Annotated in this window: 20 protein-coding genes; 3 read left to right on the forward strand and 17 right to left on the reverse strand. The window is 62.0% G+C overall.

Annotated features, from left to right (window positions below; translation table 11 throughout):
* Nucleotides 1-90: 90 nt before the first annotated feature.
* The 3 genes from IM739_RS03580 to IM739_RS03590 all read right to left on the reverse strand — a co-directional run bounded on the left by IM739_RS03580 (nt 91) and on the right by IM739_RS03590 (nt 2,796).
* The gene (locus IM739_RS03580) at nt 91-549 is read right to left on the reverse strand and encodes a YbaK/EbsC family protein (protein ID WP_237369858.1); all 459 of its coding nucleotides are present in this window, start codon (nt 547-549) and stop codon (nt 91-93) included.
* 321 nt (nt 550-870) lie between these two features.
* A complete protein-coding gene (locus tag IM739_RS03585; RefSeq protein WP_237369859.1) occupies nt 871-2,259 on the reverse strand; it encodes a dipeptidase in 1,389 nt (462 codons plus the stop codon).
* A 105-nt stretch (nt 2,260-2,364) separates the two neighbouring features.
* On the reverse strand, nt 2,365-2,796 hold the full coding sequence (locus IM739_RS03590) for a MarR family winged helix-turn-helix transcriptional regulator (RefSeq protein ID WP_237370968.1): 432 nt from the start codon (nt 2,794-2,796) through the stop codon (nt 2,365-2,367).
* A gap of 438 nt (nt 2,797-3,234) precedes the next feature.
* On the opposite strand from IM739_RS03590, the gene polA reads away from it, so the two are divergent.
* Entirely contained in the window at nt 3,235-6,219 is a 2,985-nt protein-coding gene (gene polA, locus IM739_RS03595; RefSeq protein ID WP_237369860.1) for a DNA polymerase I, read from the forward strand.
* Between the two features lie 33 nt (nt 6,220-6,252).
* Nucleotides 6,253-7,041 (forward strand): 3-oxoadipate enol-lactonase, encoded by a 789-nt coding sequence (gene pcaD, locus IM739_RS03600; protein WP_237369861.1) that lies wholly within the window; start codon nt 6,253-6,255, stop codon nt 7,039-7,041.
* A 15-nt stretch (nt 7,042-7,056) separates the two neighbouring features.
* Here the strand turns inward: pcaD and phnN are convergent, their stop codons facing one another.
* From phnN to phnG, 14 genes are all read right to left on the reverse strand, one after another.
* Complete coding sequence (gene phnN, locus IM739_RS03605; RefSeq protein WP_237369862.1) at nt 7,057-7,668, reverse strand: phosphonate metabolism protein/1,5-bisphosphokinase (PRPP-forming) PhnN; 612 nt, start codon at nt 7,666-7,668, stop codon at nt 7,057-7,059.
* On the reverse strand, nt 7,668-8,807 hold the full coding sequence (locus IM739_RS03610) for an alpha-D-ribose 1-methylphosphonate 5-triphosphate diphosphatase (RefSeq protein WP_237369863.1): 1,140 nt from the start codon (nt 8,805-8,807) through the stop codon (nt 7,668-7,670). The genes phnN and IM739_RS03610 overlap by 1 nt, the downstream gene beginning before the upstream one ends.
* Nucleotides 8,808-8,826: 19 nt before the next feature.
* Nucleotides 8,827-9,516, reverse strand: coding sequence for a DUF1045 domain-containing protein (locus tag IM739_RS03615; protein ID WP_237369864.1), 690 nt, complete (start codon nt 9,514-9,516; stop codon nt 8,827-8,829).
* A 45-nt stretch (nt 9,517-9,561) separates the two neighbouring features.
* Nucleotides 9,562-11,073, reverse strand: coding sequence for a phosphonate ABC transporter, permease protein PhnE (gene phnE / locus IM739_RS03620; RefSeq protein ID WP_237369865.1), 1,512 nt, complete (start codon nt 11,071-11,073; stop codon nt 9,562-9,564).
* 11 nt (nt 11,074-11,084) lie between these two features.
* Nucleotides 11,085-12,047 carry a phosphonate ABC transporter, permease protein PhnE gene (phnE, locus tag IM739_RS03625; protein ID WP_237369866.1) on the reverse strand — a complete coding sequence of 321 codons (963 nt, stop codon included), beginning with the start codon at nt 12,045-12,047 and terminating at the stop codon, nt 11,085-11,087.
* Between the two features lie 98 nt (nt 12,048-12,145).
* Complete coding sequence (gene phnD, locus IM739_RS03630; protein WP_237369867.1) at nt 12,146-13,051, reverse strand: phosphonate ABC transporter substrate-binding protein; 906 nt, start codon at nt 13,049-13,051, stop codon at nt 12,146-12,148.
* A gap of 84 nt (nt 13,052-13,135) precedes the next feature.
* On the reverse strand, nt 13,136-13,996 hold the full coding sequence (gene phnC, locus IM739_RS03635; RefSeq protein WP_237369868.1) for a phosphonate ABC transporter ATP-binding protein: 861 nt from the start codon (nt 13,994-13,996) through the stop codon (nt 13,136-13,138).
* Nucleotides 13,997-14,118: 122 nt separating this feature from the next.
* Nucleotides 14,119-14,733: a DapH/DapD/GlmU-related protein gene (locus IM739_RS03640; protein ID WP_237369869.1), complete on the reverse strand. Its 615-nt coding sequence runs from the start codon at nt 14,731-14,733 to the stop codon at nt 14,119-14,121.
* A complete protein-coding gene (phnL, locus tag IM739_RS03645; protein WP_237369870.1) occupies nt 14,730-15,437 on the reverse strand; it encodes a phosphonate C-P lyase system protein PhnL in 708 nt (235 codons plus the stop codon). The genes IM739_RS03640 and phnL overlap by 4 nt, the downstream gene beginning before the upstream one ends.
* A 12-nt stretch (nt 15,438-15,449) precedes the next feature.
* Nucleotides 15,450-16,226 (reverse strand): phosphonate C-P lyase system protein PhnK, encoded by a 777-nt coding sequence (gene phnK, locus IM739_RS03650; protein WP_237369871.1) that lies wholly within the window; start codon nt 16,224-16,226, stop codon nt 15,450-15,452.
* Nucleotides 16,223-17,104, reverse strand: coding sequence for an alpha-D-ribose 1-methylphosphonate 5-phosphate C-P-lyase PhnJ (locus tag IM739_RS03655; RefSeq protein WP_237369872.1), 882 nt, complete (start codon nt 17,102-17,104; stop codon nt 16,223-16,225). Before IM739_RS03655 ends, phnK begins: the two co-directional genes overlap by 4 nt.
* Nucleotides 17,101-18,207 (reverse strand): carbon-phosphorus lyase complex subunit PhnI, encoded by a 1,107-nt coding sequence (locus IM739_RS03660; RefSeq protein ID WP_237369873.1) that lies wholly within the window; start codon nt 18,205-18,207, stop codon nt 17,101-17,103. The genes IM739_RS03655 and IM739_RS03660 overlap by 4 nt, the downstream gene beginning before the upstream one ends.
* A gap of 3 nt (nt 18,208-18,210) precedes the next feature.
* Nucleotides 18,211-18,819, reverse strand: a complete 609-nt coding sequence (gene phnH / locus IM739_RS03665; RefSeq protein WP_237369874.1) for a phosphonate C-P lyase system protein PhnH — start codon at nt 18,817-18,819, stop codon at nt 18,211-18,213.
* On the reverse strand, nt 18,819-19,289 hold the full coding sequence (gene phnG, locus IM739_RS03670; RefSeq protein WP_237369875.1) for a phosphonate C-P lyase system protein PhnG: 471 nt from the start codon (nt 19,287-19,289) through the stop codon (nt 18,819-18,821). Before phnG ends, phnH begins: the two co-directional genes overlap by 1 nt.
* Before the next feature lie 98 nt (nt 19,290-19,387).
* Here phnG and phnF point away from each other — a divergent pair, with 98 nt between their 5' ends.
* Nucleotides 19,388-20,110, forward strand: a complete 723-nt coding sequence (phnF, locus tag IM739_RS03675; protein ID WP_237369876.1) for a phosphonate metabolism transcriptional regulator PhnF — start codon at nt 19,388-19,390, stop codon at nt 20,108-20,110.
* Nucleotides 20,111-20,128: the final 18 nt, after the last annotated feature.

A 20,128-nucleotide genomic window follows, 5' to 3' on the forward strand; every position in this document is an offset into this window, starting at 1 on the left:
CCTGCTTCCGATCTGAACACTAAATGCGGCGATTTAAGGGGTGGTTAAGAGGCCGTAAACAGGCCGCTTTCCCGAGGTCTGCCGTTTGTCTTATTGGCAGAGATCAGCCCATTCGGCACCGGTCAGTTCGGCCATCCGCTGCGGCGAGATCCGAACCGCGGCATTCGTCGCGCCGGCGGCAGGAACCACTTCGCCGAAACTTTGCAGCGAGTGATCGCAAAATACCTTGAGTGGCGACGGCAGGCCGAAAGGGCAGACGCCGCCAACCGGATGGCTCGTCGCCGCCACGACGCCATCGGCATCGAGCATGCGTGGCTTGACGCCGAATCTGTCCTTGAACTTGCGGTTGTCGAGCCGCTTGGTCCCGGCGGTTACCACCAGCACGACGTCCTCGCCGATCCTGAGGCAGATCGTCTTGGCGATCTGGTCGGGCACGACGCCATGGGCTTCGGCAGCCAGCGGCACGGTCGCCGAACTGGTTGCCGTGACAATCACGGAAATCTCAGGCGCGTGGGTGAGGAAAAAACTGCGGACGGTTTCAAGGCTCATGCGCCAAGGTTACGCCAGCGCCGACGATTTGCGCAAGGCGCGACCGACATGAAGTGCATCGCCTTGAAAAATGCAGCCGAGATCCCATCTATGCTTGAGCCACGCGGCGAGCCCGGCATTCAGAACCCTTCCAGCGTTCTCGTCGGAGTTAACCCGGTGTTAAGCATCAGGCCCCATTCTGGGCGTCAGGGTGTGAGTGCGCATAGCGCGGACACTGCAGATCGCATGGCACGTTTCCGTTTTTGACCACGGATGTACTGGCAGGGATGTAGAAACGTAAAGGAAAGGCCGGTTTTCACCGGCCTTTTTGCTTTTCTAGGTTCAGTTTTTCGCAAGCGCGTCGAGGATCCGGATCCAGGACCGGATCCCCTTGTGGAACGAATTCAGGTCATATTTCTCGTTGGGAGAATGGATGCGGTCATCCACCTGGCCAAAACCGACCAGAAGCGAATCCATGCCCAGCATCTTCTGGAAGTCACCGACGATAGGAATCGAGCCGCCCATGCCGATGACCACCGCAGCCTTTGGCCACTCATCCGACAGCGCGTTCTTCGCTTTGGTCAGAACCGGGGAATCGTAGGATAGCTGGATGGCCGGCGAGCCGCCATGTTCGTGGAAATCGACAGAGCAATCGGCCGGAATGCGCGACTGCACATAGTTGCGGAAGCTCTCGCGGATCTTGGCTGGATCCTGGTCGCCGACAAGACGGAACGAGACTTTGGCCGAGGCCTTGGCCGCGATCACCGTCTTGAAACCTTCGCCGGTATAGCCGCCGATGATGCCATTGACCTCCGCCGTCGGCCGTGCCCAGGTGAGCTCGAGAACCGAGCGGCCCTTTTCGCCGGACGGAACCGAGAGGCCGACTTCACCGAGAAAGCTTTCCGCCGTGCGGCCGAGGCTGTCCCACGATGCCTTGATATTCGCCGGGGTTTCCTCGACGCCGTCGTAGAAACCGGGCAGGGTCACCTTGCCGGTCTCGTCGTGCAGGTCGGCTAGGATTCGCGTCAGGATATGCACCGGATTGGCCGCCGCACCACCGAACAGGCCGGAATGCAGGTCGCGGTCCGCGGCGGTGATGGTGATTTCCTCGCCCACAAGGCCGCGCAGGGCAGCGGCAATGGCCGGCGTTTCCCGGTCCCACATGCTGGTGTCGCAGACCAAGGCGAAATCCGCCTTCAGTTCGGCTTCATTGGCGCTGAGGAAGGGCTTCAGCGATGGCGAGCCGGATTCCTCTTCGCCTTCGAACAGGATCGTGATGCGCACCGGCAGGTTGCCGTTGACCGCCTTGTAGGCGCGGCAGGCTTCGAGAAAGGTCAAAAGCTGGCCCTTGTCGTCGGATGTGCCGCGGCCGGTGATCACCTTGCGGCCGTCCTTTTCCTTGATCGCCGGTGCAAACGGATCGTCTTCCCAAAGGTTCAGCGGATCGACTGGCTGTACGTCATAGTGGCCATAGAACAGGGCATGCGGCGCGTCTTCGCTGGCCGCAGCATGATGGGCAACAACCATTGGATGGCCGGGCGTCTCGCGCACGGAGGCCGTGAAGCCAAGGTCGTTCAGTTCCTTGACCAGCCATTCGGCGGCCCGCTGGCAATCTGCCTTGAAGGCTGGATCGGTCGAGATCGACGGAATGCGCACAAGCTCGAAAAGTCGCTCGAGGCTCTGCGGCAAGGTCTCGTCGGCCTTGGCAAGGAGAGGGGAAAGATCGGTCATGGCAATATCCTGCGCGATTGAAATCGGCGGGACGATAGAGCAAAGCGTTGGCGGTTTCGAGGTTGTCGGGACGTGATTTTTTCTCAAGCGCGAGATTTGCCCGATTCACAGCTTGCGCGTGTTGGCGATTGCCCAGCGAATGTATTCTTTCAGCAATTCCCTCTCGAAGCGTCGGAATCCGGCAAAGACGGCCTGCTCCGCGTCCTCCGCTGCCGCCATGGCTTCACCCCGCATCGACCTTGCCTTTTCGGTCAGGAAAACCTGTTGCGCGCGCTTGTCCTTGGGGTGGATGCGCCGCTCGATCAGCCCGTCGCGCTCCATCCGGGCCAGCGTGTTGGCAATGGTCGCCTGCTCGACATCGACCCGGTCGAGCAATTGTCGCTGCGTCAGGCCTTCCTCCTCCCACAGTTCCAGCAGGATCGGAAACTGGCCTGGTGAAAAGCCAAGCCGCGCCGCCCGGCTTTGCAGGGCACGGGTAAAGCCGCGCGCCAGCTGGGTCGCAAGGGAAGTGGCCGATTCTGAGCGTTCATGGGCCATGGGACTGAACATGTCGCTGTTTGCCTTCACGGGAATATCGCATGCGATCCATTCCCGGGGCTGACCATTTTTGGATGAGGCATTCCGAATAAATAAAGCCGTCGTGGCGGGCGGGGGGACTGCCACGACGGCTTCAGAATATAGGGACAAAGGCCCGGAGAGGGGGATAAGGCCTTTGTCCAAGTCTGAAGCGGCGGGGGACGAGCCTCATTCAGACTACGACGTGATCAGGCGTCGATGAGTATCAAATGTGCGGCGGAATGTGGTTTTTCAAGGGAAGCGCTTATTACAAATCGGTAAACTTTTTCGTGATTGCGGGATTGTCGCAAGATTGCCGTCATCCGGTGTGCCCGGCGCGTGCCGCTCAAGCGGTGAATTTGCAGTTGGGCAGCTAAAGCGCAATGGACCTTTCCGCCGCCCCGCGCTATCCATGCCGACATGAAAAAAGGCGATCATCTCTTCCTCGTTGACGGCTCCGGATTCATCTTCCGGGCGTTTCACGCCATTCCACCGCTGAACCGCAAATCCGACGGCCTGCCCGTCAACGCGGTCTCCGGCTTCTGCAACATGCTGTGGAAACTCCTGCGCGATGCCCGCAACACCGATGTCGGCGTGACGCCCACCCATTTCGCGGTCATTTTCGACTATTCGTCGAAGACTTTCCGCAATGCGCTCTACGATCAGTACAAGGCCAACCGCACGGCGCCGCCCGAGGATCTGATCCCGCAATTCGGCCTGATCCGCCACGCCACACGCGCTTTTAACCTGCCCTGCATCGAGACCGAAGGTTTTGAGGCCGACGACATCATCGCAACCTATGCCCGCGCTGCCGAAGCCATCGGCGCCGATGTCACGATCATTTCGTCCGACAAGGATCTGATGCAGCTCGTCACGCCGAACGTGCACATGTACGACGCGATGAAGGACAAGCAGATCGGGATCCCGGACGTCATCGAGAAATGGGGCGTGCCACCGGAAAAGATGATCGACCTGCAGGCCATGACCGGAGACTCGACCGACAACGTGCCCGGCATTCCCGGCATCGGCCCCAAGACGGCAGCCCAGCTGCTGGAGGAGTTCGGCGACCTCGAAACGCTGCTTGCCCGCTCAGGCGAGATCAAGCAGCAGAAACGCCGCGAGAACATCATCGCCAATGCCGATCTCGCCCGCATCTCGCGCCAGCTGGTCGAGTTGCGCACCGACGTGCCGCTCGACATGGCGCTCGAAGACCTGACGCTGGAGCCGCAGGACGGGCCCCGGCTGATCGCCTTCCTGAAGGCGATGGAATTCACCACGCTTACCCGTCGCGTCGCCGAGGCAACCGGTGCCGATGCCGCGGTGATCGATGCGGCGGACGTGCCTGTCGAGCGTGGCGGCCGTGCCCATGGCCCGGATCTCGACATCGAACCTGTGGCGGCGGCAGAGCCTGCCGGCCCGGCTGCCGCAATCCCGGCGGCTTCCGATGGCGGCGATGCCGATGGCGCCAGACCTTCCGAACTCGCCAAGGCGCGCGCCGATGCCTTCTCCACCTCTCCGATCGATCGCAGTACCTATGTGACGATCCGCGACCTGGCGCAGCTGCAGCAGTGGGTTGCCGATGCCAGGGAGACGGGTCTCGTTGCTTTCGATACGGAAACCACCTCCGTCGATCCGATGCAGGCGGAGCTTGTCGGCTTGTCGCTCGCCATCCAGGACAACCGCAAGTCTCCGGGCTCTGCCGATATCCACGCGGCCTATGTGCCGCTGGCCCACAAGACCGGGCGCGACGATCTGTTCAGCGACGGCGTCAAGCTGACCGAGGGCCAGATCCCGATGGCCGATGCTTTGGCGGCACTGAAGGACATGCTGGAGGACCCGGCTGTTCTGAAGGTGGCGCAGAACCTCAAATACGACTACCTGGTGATGAAGCGCCACGGCATCGTCATCGAAGGCTTCGACGACACGATGCTGATGTCCTACGTGCTGGATGCCGGCAAGGGCAATCACGGCATGGACGTCCTGTCGGAAAAATGGCTTGGCCACACCCCGATCGCCTTCAAGGAGGTTGCCGGCTCCGGCAAGTCTCTGGTCACCTTCGATCATGTCGATATCGACAAGGCGACCGCATATGCTGCCGAAGACGCCGACGTGACGCTACGCCTCTGGCTGGTCCTCAAACCGCGGCTTGCGGCCGAGGGTCTGACCCGGATCTACGAGCGCCTCGAACGCCCGCTGGTTCCGGTATTGGCCGACATGGAGGAGCGCGGCATCACGGTCGATCGGCAGATCCTGTCGCGTCTCTCCGGCGAGCTGGCCCAGAAGGCGGCAGCCACCGAAGACGAAGTCTACGAACTCGCCGGCGAGCGCTTCAATATCGGCTCGCCCAAGCAGCTTGGCGATATTCTGTTCGGCCGGATGGGCCTGCCCGGCGGCTCCAAGACCAAGACCGGCCAATGGTCGACCTCCGCGCAAGTGCTCGAGGATCTTGCTGCCGAAGGTGCGCCGCTGCCGCGCAAGATCGTCGACTGGCGCCAGCTGACCAAGCTCAAATCCACCTACACGGATGCGCTTCCGGGCTATGTGCATCCGCTGACCAGGCGCGTCCACACCAGCTATTCGCTGGCCTCGACCACAACGGGCCGCCTGTCTTCGTCGGAGCCGAATCTGCAGAACATTCCGGTGCGCACGGCCGAAGGCCGCAAGATCCGCACCGCCTTCATCTCGACCCCGGGCCACAAGCTCCTGTCGGCCGACTATAGCCAGATCGAGCTGCGTGTGCTCGCCCATGTCGCCGACATTCCGCAGCTGCGTCAGGCTTTTGCCGATGGCATCGACATCCATGCCATGACGGCATCGGAAATGTTCGGCGTGCCGGTCGAAGGCATGCCGTCGGAGGTCCGCCGTCGCGCCAAGGCGATCAACTTCGGCATCATCTACGGCATTTCCGCCTTCGGTCTTGCCAATCAGTTGTCGATCGAACGCTCCGAGGCTGGCGACTACATCAAGAAATATTTCGAGCGCTTCCCGGGCATCAAGGACTATATGGAGAGCACCAAGGCCTTCGCCCGCGAAAACGGTTATGTCGAAACGATCTTCGGCCGCCGCGCCTACTATCCCGAAATCCGCTCATCCAACCCCTCTATGCGTGCCTTCAACGAACGTGCCGCGATCAACGCACCGATCCAGGGCTCGGCGGCCGACGTCATTCGCCGCGCGATGATCAAGGTCGAACCGGTACTCACCAAGGCCGGCCTTGGCGACCATGCGCGCATGCTGCTGCAGGTTCATGACGAACTGATCTTCGAGGTCGAGGATGATGCGATCGAGGCTGCGATGCCGCTGATTGTCGATACGATGGAAAATGCCGCCATGCCGGCCGTATCCATGCGGGTGCCGCTGAAGGTCGATGCACGCGCCGCACATAACTGGGACGAAGCGCATTGAGCGCGCGTTCCGATCAAACAGGAGAACAGGGCCTTGGCCTTTAAAACAATCAACGGCAACGTCGTCCACTATGAGCTGATCGGCGAAGCCAAGGCCAAGAACCTGATCGTCTTTTCGAACGGGCTTGGCACCGATTTCCGCATCTGGCTGCCGCTGTTCGACGAACTCGGTGAGGATGTGTCTGTGCTGCTGTATGACAGCCGTGGGCATGGCCTGTCCGGCGGTCCCGACACGCCGTTCACCATGGATGACCTCGTTGCGGATCTGGCGGCGCTTTGCGATGAGCTCGGCATCAGGAAGGCGACGTTCTGCGGTCTCTCCGTGGGTGGCCTGGTTTGTCAGGGCCTGTGGAAGGCGCGCCCCGATCTCTTCCGCAAGCTCGTGCTCTGCGACACGGCGCCCAGGATCGGCACGGCGGAAATCTGGGGCCAGCGTATCGACGGCATACGTGCCAATGGCCTGGAAAGTGCAGCCGACAACGCCCTGCAGCGCTGGTTCACGCCGGCTTTCCACGCGGATCGCGCCGATGACCTGGCAGGCTATCGCCTGATGATGACGCGCCAGTCGACAGCCGGCTATCTTTCAACCTGCGAAGCCCTGCGCCACACCGACTTTTCCGATATCCTGCCGACCGTCACGGTTCCAACCCTGTTCATTGTGGGGGATCAGGACGGATCAACTCCGCCGGATGTCGTCGAGGCCGCTGCCAGCCTCGTCCCGGATGCGCGCTTCGAGGTCATCGAGGACTGCGCCCATATCCCGAGCGTCGAGCAACCTGAAGCCCTGGCGGAACTGCTGCAGAGCTTCATGCGCAAGCCGTAAAGCCGCGTAAGCGCCTCAGGACTGTTGGGCCGGCCTTGCCGCCAGCAGTCCTTCCAGCGCAGCGACCAGCTTGCGCCCTCCCTCTTCCAGGGGGCCGCTGTTGTCGATGGTCAGGCAATTGTACTGGGCGGGAATGGACAGTGATCCGCCGCGCGTCAGGCGTGCCTCGATATCCGCTGCACTTTCGCGTCCGCGTGCCTGCAGCCGCGCGGCCAGAACCTCCGGCCGCGCGGTGACATTGACGACGAGCAGTGACGCAAATGCCCGCTGGAAGCGGTCGAGGACCGAGCGGGAGCCATTGGCGACTACCACATGCCCTTCGGATAGCTGGTCGAGGACGCTGGCTGGAATACCGTAGCGCAGGCCGTGCGCATCCCAGTGCACGGCGAAGTCGCCGGCTTGCTGCCGCGCCTCGAAATCGGCTGCCGACACGGCGACGTGATCTTCGCCGCCGGCATCGGCCGCCCGGGTAATGACCCGTTGAACCAGATGAACCTCAGGTTGTCCGGAAAAATGCGCCATCGCGAACTGGATCAGGCTGTCCTTGCCGGCACCGCTTGGCCCGACCACGGCGACAAGTGTACCTGGAGGTCGTGCCGGCCGGGTCTGTCTCGCATGCTCTGCCATCAGGCAACCCTTTGTCCTGCGCGCCAGACCGAGCGCACGACCGGAACGCCTTCCGCGCGGCGGACGCGAACGAGATCTGCGCGTAATCCTGCAGCGATGCGGCCGCGATCGTCAAGGCCGACAGTCCGCGCCGGTGTCGACGTCACCATGGCCAGCGTCTCGGGTAGAGACAGGCCATCCATCTCGTCGGCCAGTACGAAGGGCGCATGCAAAAGGCTGAGCGGCACGTAGTCCGAGGAAAGAACGTCGAGAACGCCGTGCTTTGCCAGATCGCGCGCGGCGATATTGCCCGAATGCGACTTGCCGCGCACCACGTTCGGTGCGCCCATCAGCACGCTCATGCCAGCCGTGTGGGAAGCCTGTGCCGCCTCGAAGCTGGTCGGGAACTCCGCCAGTTTCACGCCGTGCCCCTTCGCTTCCTCGACATGCGCCAGCGTCGCGTCGTCGTGACTGGCAACCGTGATCCCGCGCTCGGCACAGATCGCCGCAAGCGTGTCGCGATGCACCGCTGAATAGCGTTCCGACATTTGCAAACGCCCTTCGACGAAGCGCGCGAACGCTTCTTCGGAAAGGCCGCGCTTGGTTTTGTAGTAGAGCGTGTACTGTTCCATCGTCTGGAACTGGCGCTGACCCGGGGAATGGTCCATCAGCGAGACGAGTCGCACATGCGGATCGGTGGCAAAATCGGAAAAATGATCGAGCACGTTGTCGGATGCCACCTCGCAGCGGAGGTGGATCAGGTGCTCGGCGCGCAGGCGGTCTTCCCGCTCGGCTGCCTGGATGGCATCCGCCATCTCGCGCATCTCACCCTTGGCAAAGCCGCCGTCTTCGTCCGAACCCATGCGCAAGCAGTCGAAGACCGTGGTGATGCCGGAGGTGGCGACCTGGGCGTCATGCGCCTGGATCGCCGACATCTTGTTCCACCGCACACCCGGCCGGGGCGAGTAATGCGCTTCCAGATGGTCCGTATGCAGTTCGACCAGACCGGCGATCAGATAGTCGCCGTCGAAATCCTCACCGGCTTGCACCTTGCCTTCCGAGATATCGGCAATTTTTCCGTCACGCACGAGAACCGAGCCGGAAACGACCTCGTCCTGCAGCACGATGCGCGCATTGTTGATGGCAAATTCGATAGACATGGTCGTCCCTGCTGTTGTGTCAGGCCCCGATCAGCGGATGCCAGGAGTGAATGGTAAAGGGCGCGCCGCGCTCGCGTTCGATGAACAGGCCAAGTCCCGAGATCGTCAGCGGTTTGTGGACGAAATCCGCAAAGCGCCGTTTGACTACGGTCGCGACCGTGTCGCTGCGTTCGGATGCAATCGGCCCGGTCAGCGTCATGTGGAAACGAAAGGCGTCGAAGACATGCGGATAGCCCCAGCGCAACAGATTTTCCCGTTGTGCCGCGCCAAGCCTGTCCGGATTGCGCCTTGCGATATCGGCATCGGACAACGGCGCCCGGAACCGTTCGAACCCTTCGACCACTCGGGCGGCAAAATCCTGCAGCGGTGGATGTGTGGCGCCGGGAATGATTGCAAAGAACGGTCCCAGTTGCCCGACCACCGCGCTTGGCAGGCTAAAGCTGAACTCCCGGCCACAGAAGGCTTCCAGCGCGCTGATTAGACCCGTCTCGCTTTGCCCTTTGGCCAGTTCGAACGGCGCCTTCAGCGTCGCATGAAAGCCGTAGCGCCGCGGATCTTCGGTGATGCGATGATGTTCGTCCTGATCGAGACCCTCGAGATCCCCAAGATCCGCTTCGCGGCCGCTGAAGGCATCCCGCTTCAGCCAGGCGGCGGCGGCCACGGTCAGCGGATCATCGGCGGGCGGGGTGAAATATATGGCGTATCGCAAGGACCTGTCCTGAAATTTCGAAATGTTGCAGCGATCGCGGCGCAATCAGTGCTTCGTACCCATCAGCCGCGAGCGCAGGCTATTCGAGATTGCGTCAAACACGAAGACCACGATCAGGATCAGCAGCACCATATAGGCAACGTTTTCCCAGTCGGAATTGGTTCGCATGGCTTCCCACAGCTTCAGGCCGATGCCGCCGGCGCCAACCGCGCCGATGATGGTGGCCGAGCGCGTGTTGCTTTCCCAGAAATACAGCGCCTGCGAGGCAAACACCGGCAGCACCTGTGGCACCACCCCGTAGCGCTGCACGGCGATCGCCGGCGCGCCGACCGATTTCACCCCTTCACGCTGCTTGTCATCGATGTTTTCCAGTGCTTCCGCATAGAGTTTGCCGAGCGTACCGGTGTCGGTGAAGAAGATCGCCGAGATGCCGGCCAGCGGTCCGGGGCCAAAGGCACGGGTGAAGAACAGTGCCCAGATCAGCATGTCGACGGAGCGAAGGAAGTCGAACAGCCGCTTGGTCACCTGGTTGACCGGCCGGTTGCGCGTGATGTTGCGCGCCGCGATGAACGACAGCGGAAACGCGACGATCATGGCAAACAACGTGCCGACAAAGGCCATCACGACGGTCTGCAAAAGCTTGGTCCAGACGTCGAGGTGCTGCCAAGAGGCGTTGTAGAGGAAGTTGTTCCAGGCAAGCGCCAGATTGCTCATCTTGGGATCGACGCGCTCGCCGGATACGATCGTGTCCGCCAGTTTGGCGATCGGCATGTCGAAGAACGGAGAATTGGTGTCGAAGACGAAATTCTCCCAGCCGAGGAAACGCTTGCGTATGCGGACGCGGTCGGCGCTGACCTCGACCCAGCCGGCAAAGCCGAAATAGGCAACCACGCGGCCGCCGGCGCTGCGCTGGTCGATCCAGTCGGGTTTTGCACCGTTGAGGGTGACCGTATCGCCGGCATGGTCGAGCGTCAGGTCGATGCTTTCGCCTCTGCGCACCAGGGTGACCCGGTCCGGGGTGATGTCGGCATGCGCCTTGGAGCCGAGCGTCACGGTTGCCTGCGTGATCACCTCTTCGGTGACCGTGGTCGGAGCTGTCGGCGCCGCAAGCGGCGCTGCGGCTCCATCTGTCGGCTTCGGCATGAAACTGAAAGCCGAAGGCGCCTTAGCAACGGGTGCCGCGACAGATGGTGTCGCCGCATCAGCGGCAACCGTGCGCGTCATGTCTTCCCGCTGGGCATTGATCCAGTCCGGATTGGGATTGGGGCCGATCGGGTCGAAACGCGGATAGACGATGTTGATCGCCCCGTCGGCGGCAATCTCGAAATCCGGCCGGATCTCGAACGACACCCAGTCGGCGAGATAATTGCCGGCAATCCCCCAGTTGGCCTCGGAGATCGTCTTGCCGAACGCAAAGAACCACCAGCTGAAGCTCAGATAGATGACAAGCAGCCCGATCGAGAACGGCGCGCGGAAGCGCTGCCACAAGGACCGCTCCAGCACATGCGGATAGCGTTCGGCAAGACGGTTCAGTTCGGCGGTGTTGGTCATCGACATGGGATCTATCCTCACTGAACCGACTGGAAGGCCTGCTCGCCGACCAGCTTGCGTCGGAGGCTGGCGGACAGCTGGTCGACGCCGATGATGGTGATCAGCAGCAGCAGCACGATCGCCAGCGTCTTGGCCTCATGGCCCTGGCTGATCGACAAGCGCAGCAATTCGCCGATGCCGCCGCCGCCGACGGCGCCGATGATCGTCGATGCGCGCACGTTGATTTCGAAGCGCAGCAGGAAATAGCTGACGAAATTCGGCATGACCTGCGGCGTGATCCCGAACCAGACCCGTTCGAACCAGTTGGCGCCGACGGCGCGCAGGCCTTCATCGGCCCGCATGTCGGCATTCTCGACGACCTCGAAGAACAGTTTTCCAAGTGCACCGATCGTATGCAGCGACACCGCCGCGATCGCCGGGATCGGCCCGAGAGACAGGATCGCGAGGAAGAAGCCGGCGATCACCACCTCGGGAAAGGCGCGCAGGATTTCCATCATCCGGCGAACCGGCCAGCGGATCCAGGCGATCGGCATCATGTTCTTCGCCGCAAGGAAACAAAGGCAGAAGCCGAAGATCGCGCCGATCACCGTGGAAAACAGCGCGATATTGATCGTTTCGACCATCTTGTAGATGTATTCCGGGATGTACAGCGTTTCGGTAATGTAGAGACGGCCTTCCGGATAATTGTATTTCAGGCTGCCGTCGTCATAGGGCGAGGCGAGATCGAACATCGCGCGCCAGATTTCGGTCGCGTCTCGCGGCACCAGCTCCTCGACGAAATCGAAGAGATAGGGCAGGCGGTCGAAGAATTTTCCGGAATTGGTTTCATTGGCAAACCACAAGGAGCCGCTGACCGCGACAAGCAGAAGCACGACGCCGAACAGCGTATACATCCGCCGACGCGACGCAAGTTCCTGCCAGTGTTGCTCGACCAGAGCGCCACGTTCGCTGAGCTGCGGATGAGTTGCGGTTAGACGCATGAAACAATCCCCTCGAAAGCCGCCCGGCCATCGTCTCTTTGACAAGCAAACCGCCGGTCGAGCGCATCGACCGGCGGCCTTGGTGTCGGTGTGGCGTATCAGCCGCCGATGGTTGCCTTGCGGGCGTCGATGATTGGCTTGTAGAAGTCGACATTGACCTCGGCGAAGCCTGTGAAATCGCCACCCTGTACGGCCGAGAAGCAGGCCGGGTCAGACTTCGGCAGGTCCATCATGAACTGCTTGAATTTCGTCTTCATGTCCTCGTTCATCGAGGTACGCACGACGACCGGGCCGTTCGGGATCAGCGGCGACTTCCACAGTTCGACCAGGTCATCCATGTTCAGGATGCCCTTGTCGACCATCTTGCGCAGGTTGCCCGAGGTGTAGCCGTCCTTGAAATCGCCAACGCCGGAGCCGAAGGTCGTGCCGGCGTCGAACGTGCCCTTGAGCACTTCGAGAACCAGGTTCTCGTGACCGCCGCCGAAGCCGGTTTCCGCCACGAATTCCTTGACCGGGCCGCCGATGGCTTCCGGCAGGGTGACGGTCGGGATCAGATAGCCCGAGGTCGAATCCGGGTCGGCAAAGCCGAGCTTCTTGCCCTTGATGTCTTCGACTTTGGTCATGCCGCTGTCCTTGCGGGCAACCATGATCGAGTAATAGCCCATCGAACCGTCAGTCTGGACGGTGGTCAGGATCGGCTCGACGGCATCGGCCTTGGCGAGATAGATCTTGGCATAGCCGGAGGCGCCGAGTTCGGCATAGTCGAGCGTGCCGCCGAGCAGGCCCTGGATGACGCCGTCATAGTCGGCGGCCGGAAACAGCGAGACCTTTTCCACGCCGAGAACGGCCGGCAGCTTGTCGGTCATGCACTGGTAGTTGCGCAGGCGGTCGGCTTCGTTTTCGCCACCGAGAATGCCGATGCGGAATTCCTTGAGGTCTTCGGCATGCACGGAGCCGGCGAGAGCGACGAGCGCTGCCGTGGCAAGCAAAGTCTTCTTCAACATGAGTTCATCTCCTGTTTCATGGGATGCGTGAGGTGGTTCTGGAACCGGTCGCCCTTGACGCGGGCTTGCGATCTTTGCGGGCGCTCAGGCCTCGGCTGCTGCCAAGGGGCGAAGGCCGGCTGATGGGGTCTTTGCCGCAACATTGTTCTGATGGGCAGGAATGTTGATGCTGGTCGATGTCATCGTTTCGTCGATGCCGCCACCATGCTGGTCCGCGCCGTAGATTTCCTGCACCGCTTCCGCAGTCAGCTCGCCTGGGGTGCCGTCGAAGACGACGCGGCCACGTGCCATGCCGATGATCCGTTCGCAGTAGTTGCGCGCCGTATCGAGCGTATGCAGATTGGTGACGACGGTGATCCCGTCGCGTTCGTTGATATCCTTCAGGGCATCCATGACGATTTTTGCATTCAGCGGATCGAGCGAGGCGATCGGCTCGTCTGCGAGAACCATTTTCGGTGATTGCATCAGGGCGCGGGCGATCGCCACGCGCTGCTGCTGGCCACCTGAAAGCGTGCCGGCGGCCTGAAGCGCGGTCTGCTCGATGCCGAGGCGCTCAAGGGCGGCGATTGCCATCAGCCGCTCTTCGCGGGAAAAGATATTGAGCAGGCTGAGCGCCGTCGAACGGTGGTTGAGACGGCCGAGCAGAACGTTGGTCAAGACATCGAGGCGTGGTACGAGATTGAACTGCTGGAAGATCATCGCGCAGTCGCGTTGCCAGTTGCGCAGAGCGGCTCCACGCAGTGTCGAAATTTCCGTATCGCCGAAACGGATGCTGCCGGAGGTTGGATCGACGAGCCGGTTGATCATCCGCAGCAGCGTCGATTTGCCCGCTCCCGAGCGGCCGATCACGCCGACCATCTGGCCCGCAGGAATATCGAGCGTGACAGAATCAACAGCCTTGTTGCTGCCGAACTGGCGGTTGAGGTTTTCCAACTTGAAACGCATCTTGGGTCCTTCGCCGTCATGTCTACGGAACGTGCTCCGATCTAGTAGCTTTGCGTGAAGTCCCAATGTCAGATTCATGTCGGTTTTGTAAAATGAACTAACGATATGATTTAACATGGAAATCAGCAGTATTTTGCAACGAATGCTTCGGCTTCGAGGTGGCGAAAATCCTCCAGTGCCGCAAAAAGCCGGTCATGCTCCCAGTCCCACCAGGCCAGCCGCTCCATGCCGTCCGCCACGGCCTTGGGAAACCGCTCGCGAATGAGCTTGGCCGGCACGCCTCCGACAATTGTGTAGGGTGCGACATCCTTGGACACGACGGCACCGGCGCCGATCACGGCGCCATTGCCGACCGTCACGCCGGGCAGTACCGTTGCCCCATGACCGATCCACACGTCATGCCCGATGCTGACGCGGTTCTCGCGCCGCCATTCGAAAAAGTCGTGGTCGTTTTCCGCACCTTCGAAATAGTCGGCCGCCCGGTAGGTGAAATGATGCAGCGTTGCCCGCCATGTCGGATGGTTGGTGGCGTTGATACGCACTGAGGCCGCTATATTGGCGAACTTGCCGATGGTTGCGCACCACACGGCGCCATCATGCATGATGTAGGAATAATCACCCATTTCGACTTCATCGAGCCGGCAGCGCTCCGACACTTCGATATAGCGGCCGAGCGTCGAATTGCTCACGCGCGCGGTCTCGTGAACAAAGGGCTGTAAACCGAGTTGCTTGCTCATGCGGCCACTTTCCGGGGCGAAAATTGCGAAACGTCGAGAATGCGGTCGGCGACGAGTTCACGCACTTCTTCGTCGTGGAAGATGCCGAGCAGGGCCACGCCTTCTGCCTTCTTGGTGCGGATCATCTCGACTACCACGGCGCGGTTTGCCGCATCCAGCGAGGCTGTCGGCTCGTCGAGCAAAAGGACCGCATGGTCGGTGATGAAGCCGCGCGCGATGTTGACGCGCTGCTGCTCGCCGCCGGAAAATGTCGATGGCGGCAGTTGCCAGAGATCGCGCGGCAGGTTCAGCTTTGCCAGCAATTCGGCGGCGCGCGCGCGGGCGGCTTCCGTCGATACCCCACGGGCGACCAGCGGCTCTGCCACGACATCGAGCGTCGATACGCGCGGCACGGTGCGCAGGAACTGGCTCACGTAACCGAGCGTGCCGCGCCGAACTTCCAGCACCTGACGCGGGTCGGCACTGGCGATATCGACCATTCTGTCCTGGTGGCAAATCAGGATCTGGCCGGCATCCACGGCGTAGTTGCCGTAGAGCATCTTCAGGATCGAGCTTTTGCCGATGCCCGACGGGCCGCCAAGGACGACGCATTCGCCGGCCGCAACGGAAAACGAGACATTGGCGACCACCGGCAGCTTGAGGCCGCCGCGCAGATGCATGGTGAAGCTCTTCGAGACTTCGGAGACGACGAGAGGCGTTGCCATGGTTTTTCTCCGTCAGACCTGCAGGATCGAGGATACGAGCAGCTGGGTATAGGGTTCGCGGGGATCGTCGAGCACGCGGTCGGTCAGCCCCTGCTCGATGACGTGACCGTCCTTCATCACCATCATCCGGTGTGACAGCAGGCGGGCGACGGCAAGGTCATGGGTGACGACGATGGCCGAAAGGCCGAGGTCATTGACCAGACCGCGAACGAGATCGAGCAGGCGTGCCTGCACGGAAACGTCGAGACCGCCGGTCGGCTCGTCCATGAACACAAGACGAGGGCCGGTGACCAGATTGCGGGCGATCTGCAGGCGTTGGCGCATGCCGCCGGAAAACGCACGCGGCTGGTCGTCGATGCGGTCGTTGGAAATTTCCACCCGCTCCAGCCATTCGGTCGCGGTCTGGCGGATATTGCCATAGTGGCGGTCGCCGATCGCCATCAGTCGCTCGCCGACATTGGCGCCGGCCGAGACCGTCATGCGCAGGCCATCGGCCGGATTCTGGTGCACGAAGCCCCAGTCCGTTCGCATCAGGAAACGGCGTTCCGCTTCACTCATGTGATAGAGCTCGCGGTACTGGCCGTCGCGCATGTGATAGTCGACGCTGCCGGTGGTCGGCATCAGCCGGGTCGACAGGCAGTTGAGCAGGGTGGTCTTGCCCGAGCCGCTTTCGCCGACGATCGCCAGCACTTCGCCGGGCCACAGATCGAAGGACACCGTGTTGCAACCGATCCGGTTGCCGTAGAATTTCGACAGGTTGCGAACCTTGAGAAGCGGTTGGTCACTCATTCCGCAGCCTCCTTGCTGGTTGCCAGCATCGCGCCGACATGGCCCTCGGCCTGGCGGGTTTCGCAATGATCGGTATCCGAGCAGACGAACATCCGCCCGCCCTTGTCGTCGAGCACCACTTCGTCGAGATAGACATGCTCGGCGCCGCAGAGCGCGCACGGCTTGTCGAAGGTCTGGATCTCGAAGGGGTGATCCTCGAAATCCAGGCTGACCACCTCGGTGAACGGGGGCACCGCATAAATCCGCTTCTCGCGACCAGCGCCGAACAGCTGCAGTGCTTCCGACATGTGCATCTTCGGATTGTCGAACTTCGGCGTCGGCGAGGGGTCCATCACGTAGCGGCCATGCACCTTGACCGGATAGGCATAGGTGGTGGCGATGCGGCCGTGCTTGGCGATGTCCTCGTAGAGCTTCACATGCATAAGGCCGTATTCTTCCAGCGCATGCATCTTGCGTGTCTCGGTTTCGCGCGGCTCGAGGAAGCGCAAGGGTTCGGGGATCGGCACCTGGTAGACCAGCACCTGGCCTTCCCGCAGCGTCTCTTCCGGAATGCGGTGGCGCGTCTGGATGATCGATGCCTCGCCGGTATGGGTGGTGACGGCAACTTCGGCGACCTTCTGGAAGAACGCGCGGATGGAGACGGCATTGGTCGTGTCGTCCGCACCCTGGTCGATGACCTTGAGCACGTCCTGTGGCCCGATGATCGAGGCCGTCACCTGTACCCCACCGGTACCCCAGCCATAGGGCATCGGCATTTCGCGAGATGCGAACGGCACCTGATAACCGGGAATGGCGATCGCCTTCAGGATCGCCCGGCGGATCATGCGTTTGGTCTGTTCGTCCAGATAGGCGAAGTTGTAGGTGGCGAGATCGCTCATTCGGCAGCCTCCTTCATGTCGTTTTGTTCCTGGCGTGTGGCCTCGTGTTTCGCCCGCATGCGGCGAACGAGATCGAGCTCGGCCTGGAAGTCCACGTAGTGCGGCAGCTTCAGGTGTTCGACGAAGCCGGTCGCCTGGACGTTGTCGCAATGAGAAATGACGAATTCCTCGTCCTGCGCCGGTGCCACCACGTCCTCGCCGAATTCCTGTGTGCGCAGCGCCCGGTCGACCAGCGACATCGACATCGCCTTGCGCTCGCTCTGGCCGAAAACCAGGCCATAGCCGCGGGTGAATTGCGGCGGTGCCTTGGCAGACCCCTTGAATTGGTTGACCATCTGGCATTCGGTCACGCGGATTTCACCGAGCGAGACGGAAAAACCAAGTTCCGGGACGTCGAATTCGATCTCGACCTGTCCCATGCGGATTTCGCCGACAAAGGGATGCGTGCGGCCATAGCCACGCTGGGTCGAATAGCCGAGTGCCAGGAGAAAGCCTTCGTCGCCGCGGGCCAGGGCCTGCAGCCGAAGATCGCGCGGCATCGGAAATTCCATCGGCTCACGGGTAATGTCGCCGGCGATGTGATCCTGCGGCATCTCGCCATCCGGCTCGATCAGGCCTTCGCCATCGAGAATGTCGGAGACGCGCATGACATGCTCGCCGCCGTCTTCGCGCATCATCGGCTCCTCGACGGTTTCGTCCTCCAGCAGCGAGGGGTCGAGCAGCCGGTGGGTATAGTCGAAGGTCGGACCGAGCAACTGGCCGCCCGGCAGGTCCTTGTAGGTGGCCGACACGCGCCGTTCGACGCGCATCGCACCCGTCTCGACCGGCAGCGACGTGCCGAAGCGTGGCAGCGTGGTGCGATAGGCGCGCAGCAGGAAGATCGCCTCGATCATGTCGCCGCGCGCCTGCTTCAAGGCCAGGGCGGCCAGCGAACGGTCGTAGAGCGAGGCTTCCGCCATCACCCGGTCGACCGACAGGCCAAGCTGTTCGATGATCTGGTCGATTGTGATGCTCGGCAATGAGCGGTCGCCGCGACGTTTGTCGGCCAGCAGACGATGTGCATTGGCAATGGCGGTTTCGCCACCTTTGACGGCTACATACATGGCTCAGGCCTCCAGGGCGGTGATCTTGCAGGTGCGGGGCAGGGCAATGAGCTGGCGTCCGGCGGTCAGCACGACATCGACGCCGCGCGGAAACAGCGCGCGATTGTCCGTCCATTGCCGGAGAAATGTCTCCGGCAGACCCTTCGGTGCGATCTGCACCGTTTCGCGGATGCCGGGGCCGGCAAGCTGCAGCGGCCTGCCGCCATCCAGGGCCTCGACCTCCGCGATGATGGTCGTCGAGCGGTCCGGATATTCCTGGCTGCCAAGGGCAAAATGCGCAAAGGACGGCAGCATCGCCTTGACCTCGGCAAAGGCAAAGCGCGCCTCGGTCTTTTCTCGGGTCAGGGGCGCACCGGTGTGGAAGCCGATCCAGTCGGGCAGGGCCGATTTGCTGAGCCCTGGCGTCAGCCACACCGGCGTGTCGTGATCGCAAAGCGTCAGCAGCAGCGCGCCCGCGGCAATGCCAAGCGGTGCCGGCGGCGCGACAGGCGGAAGCACGGTGCCGCGCGAGCCTGGCCGGGCCATGCAATCCATCAGCACCCGAAACACGCTCTGGGCATTGTAGACGGCATCCGGGAAGCCGCCGATCAGGCTTTCGTTTTTGTTGTCCATCAGTCCTCTCCCCGTACCATGGTGAAGAAATCGACCTTCGTGGCGGCCGTTTCCTGCTCGGTTCGCTTCTCTTCATCGGCGATCCGTGCTGCGACCGTGGCCAACAGGCCCGTCTCCAGCGACTGCCTTTGCCACTCGTCCTGGGCGACGGCGTCGATCACGGCGGCGAGCGTCACCGCGGCCCGGTCGGTGCCGAGCCGGTAGCCATGGCCGATTTCGCCGGTCGAAAGCCGAACGCTGGCGCGGCTCACGGTCGCTTCGCCGAGATTGAAGGCAGCCCCGCCGCCGCCGATCCGTCCACGCACCATCACCAGTCCGGTCTCGGGACCACGCAGCGGCGCAAAGCTCGGCGCGGGCGAAAGGGTGTCGAAAGCAGTCTGCAGCTCTGCCTTGGTCGCGCGGGCGAGAAGATCGACGATGTGCTTTCGACCGGAGTGTTGGTCGGTCATCGTTTGTTTCATAGCGTCCATTGCAATTCCTCATAATGTCTAATAATATAGACAACCATACAAGTTAATGTATGAGTAAACGCAAGGCATGACAAGCATATGACAGGCGAGGGCCAACGGTGATCCAGAGACAGAAGGGCGTGGCCCTGTGGAGGCAGATTTCAGACCGGATCCGCGCCAATATTGCCAGTGGCGCTTATGATGCCGCCGGTATGGTGCCGGCCGAAACGGCGCTGGCAGAGGAGTTCGGTGTCAATCGCCATACCGTCCGTGCTGCCCTGTCCGCCCTGGCGCAGGAGGGCATGGTCCGTGCGGTGCAGGGGCGCGGCACCATGATCGAGCGGCGCGACAAGTTCGACTTCCCGATCGGCCGCCGCACCCGATTCACCGAAGGCATCGGCGACCAGGCGCGCGACATCAAGGGATTGCTGCTGAATTCTGGTCGCGAAAGTGCCACCACCGACATTGCCGCACGTCTCAAGCTTGCGACGGGAGCGCCACTCCTGCGTCTTGATGGCGTGCGCAAGGCCGATGGCCGCGCAGTCTCCTGTTCGACCATGTGGTTCCCGGCGGCCCGCTTCGAGGGCATCGACGAGGCATTTCGCCGAACAGGCTCGATCACCCAGGCGCTGGCCGCCTGCGGCGTGCGTGATTATCTGCGCGAAGTGACGGAAATCTCCGCCGTGCATGCCGAACCTGACGATGTCGCGACCCTGGAGCTGACACCGGGCGCCATCATCCTGGTCACACGCGCCCTGAACACCGATATCGATGGTGTGCCGATCCAGTATGCCGTGACCCGATTTCCAGCCGACCGGGTCCAGTTCACAATCCGCAGCTGAAACGCAAGAAGCCGCCTC

Source organism: Rhizobium sp. SL42 (assembly GCF_021729845.1).
In the GTDB taxonomy this organism is placed as follows: domain Bacteria; phylum Pseudomonadota; class Alphaproteobacteria; order Rhizobiales; family Rhizobiaceae; genus Allorhizobium.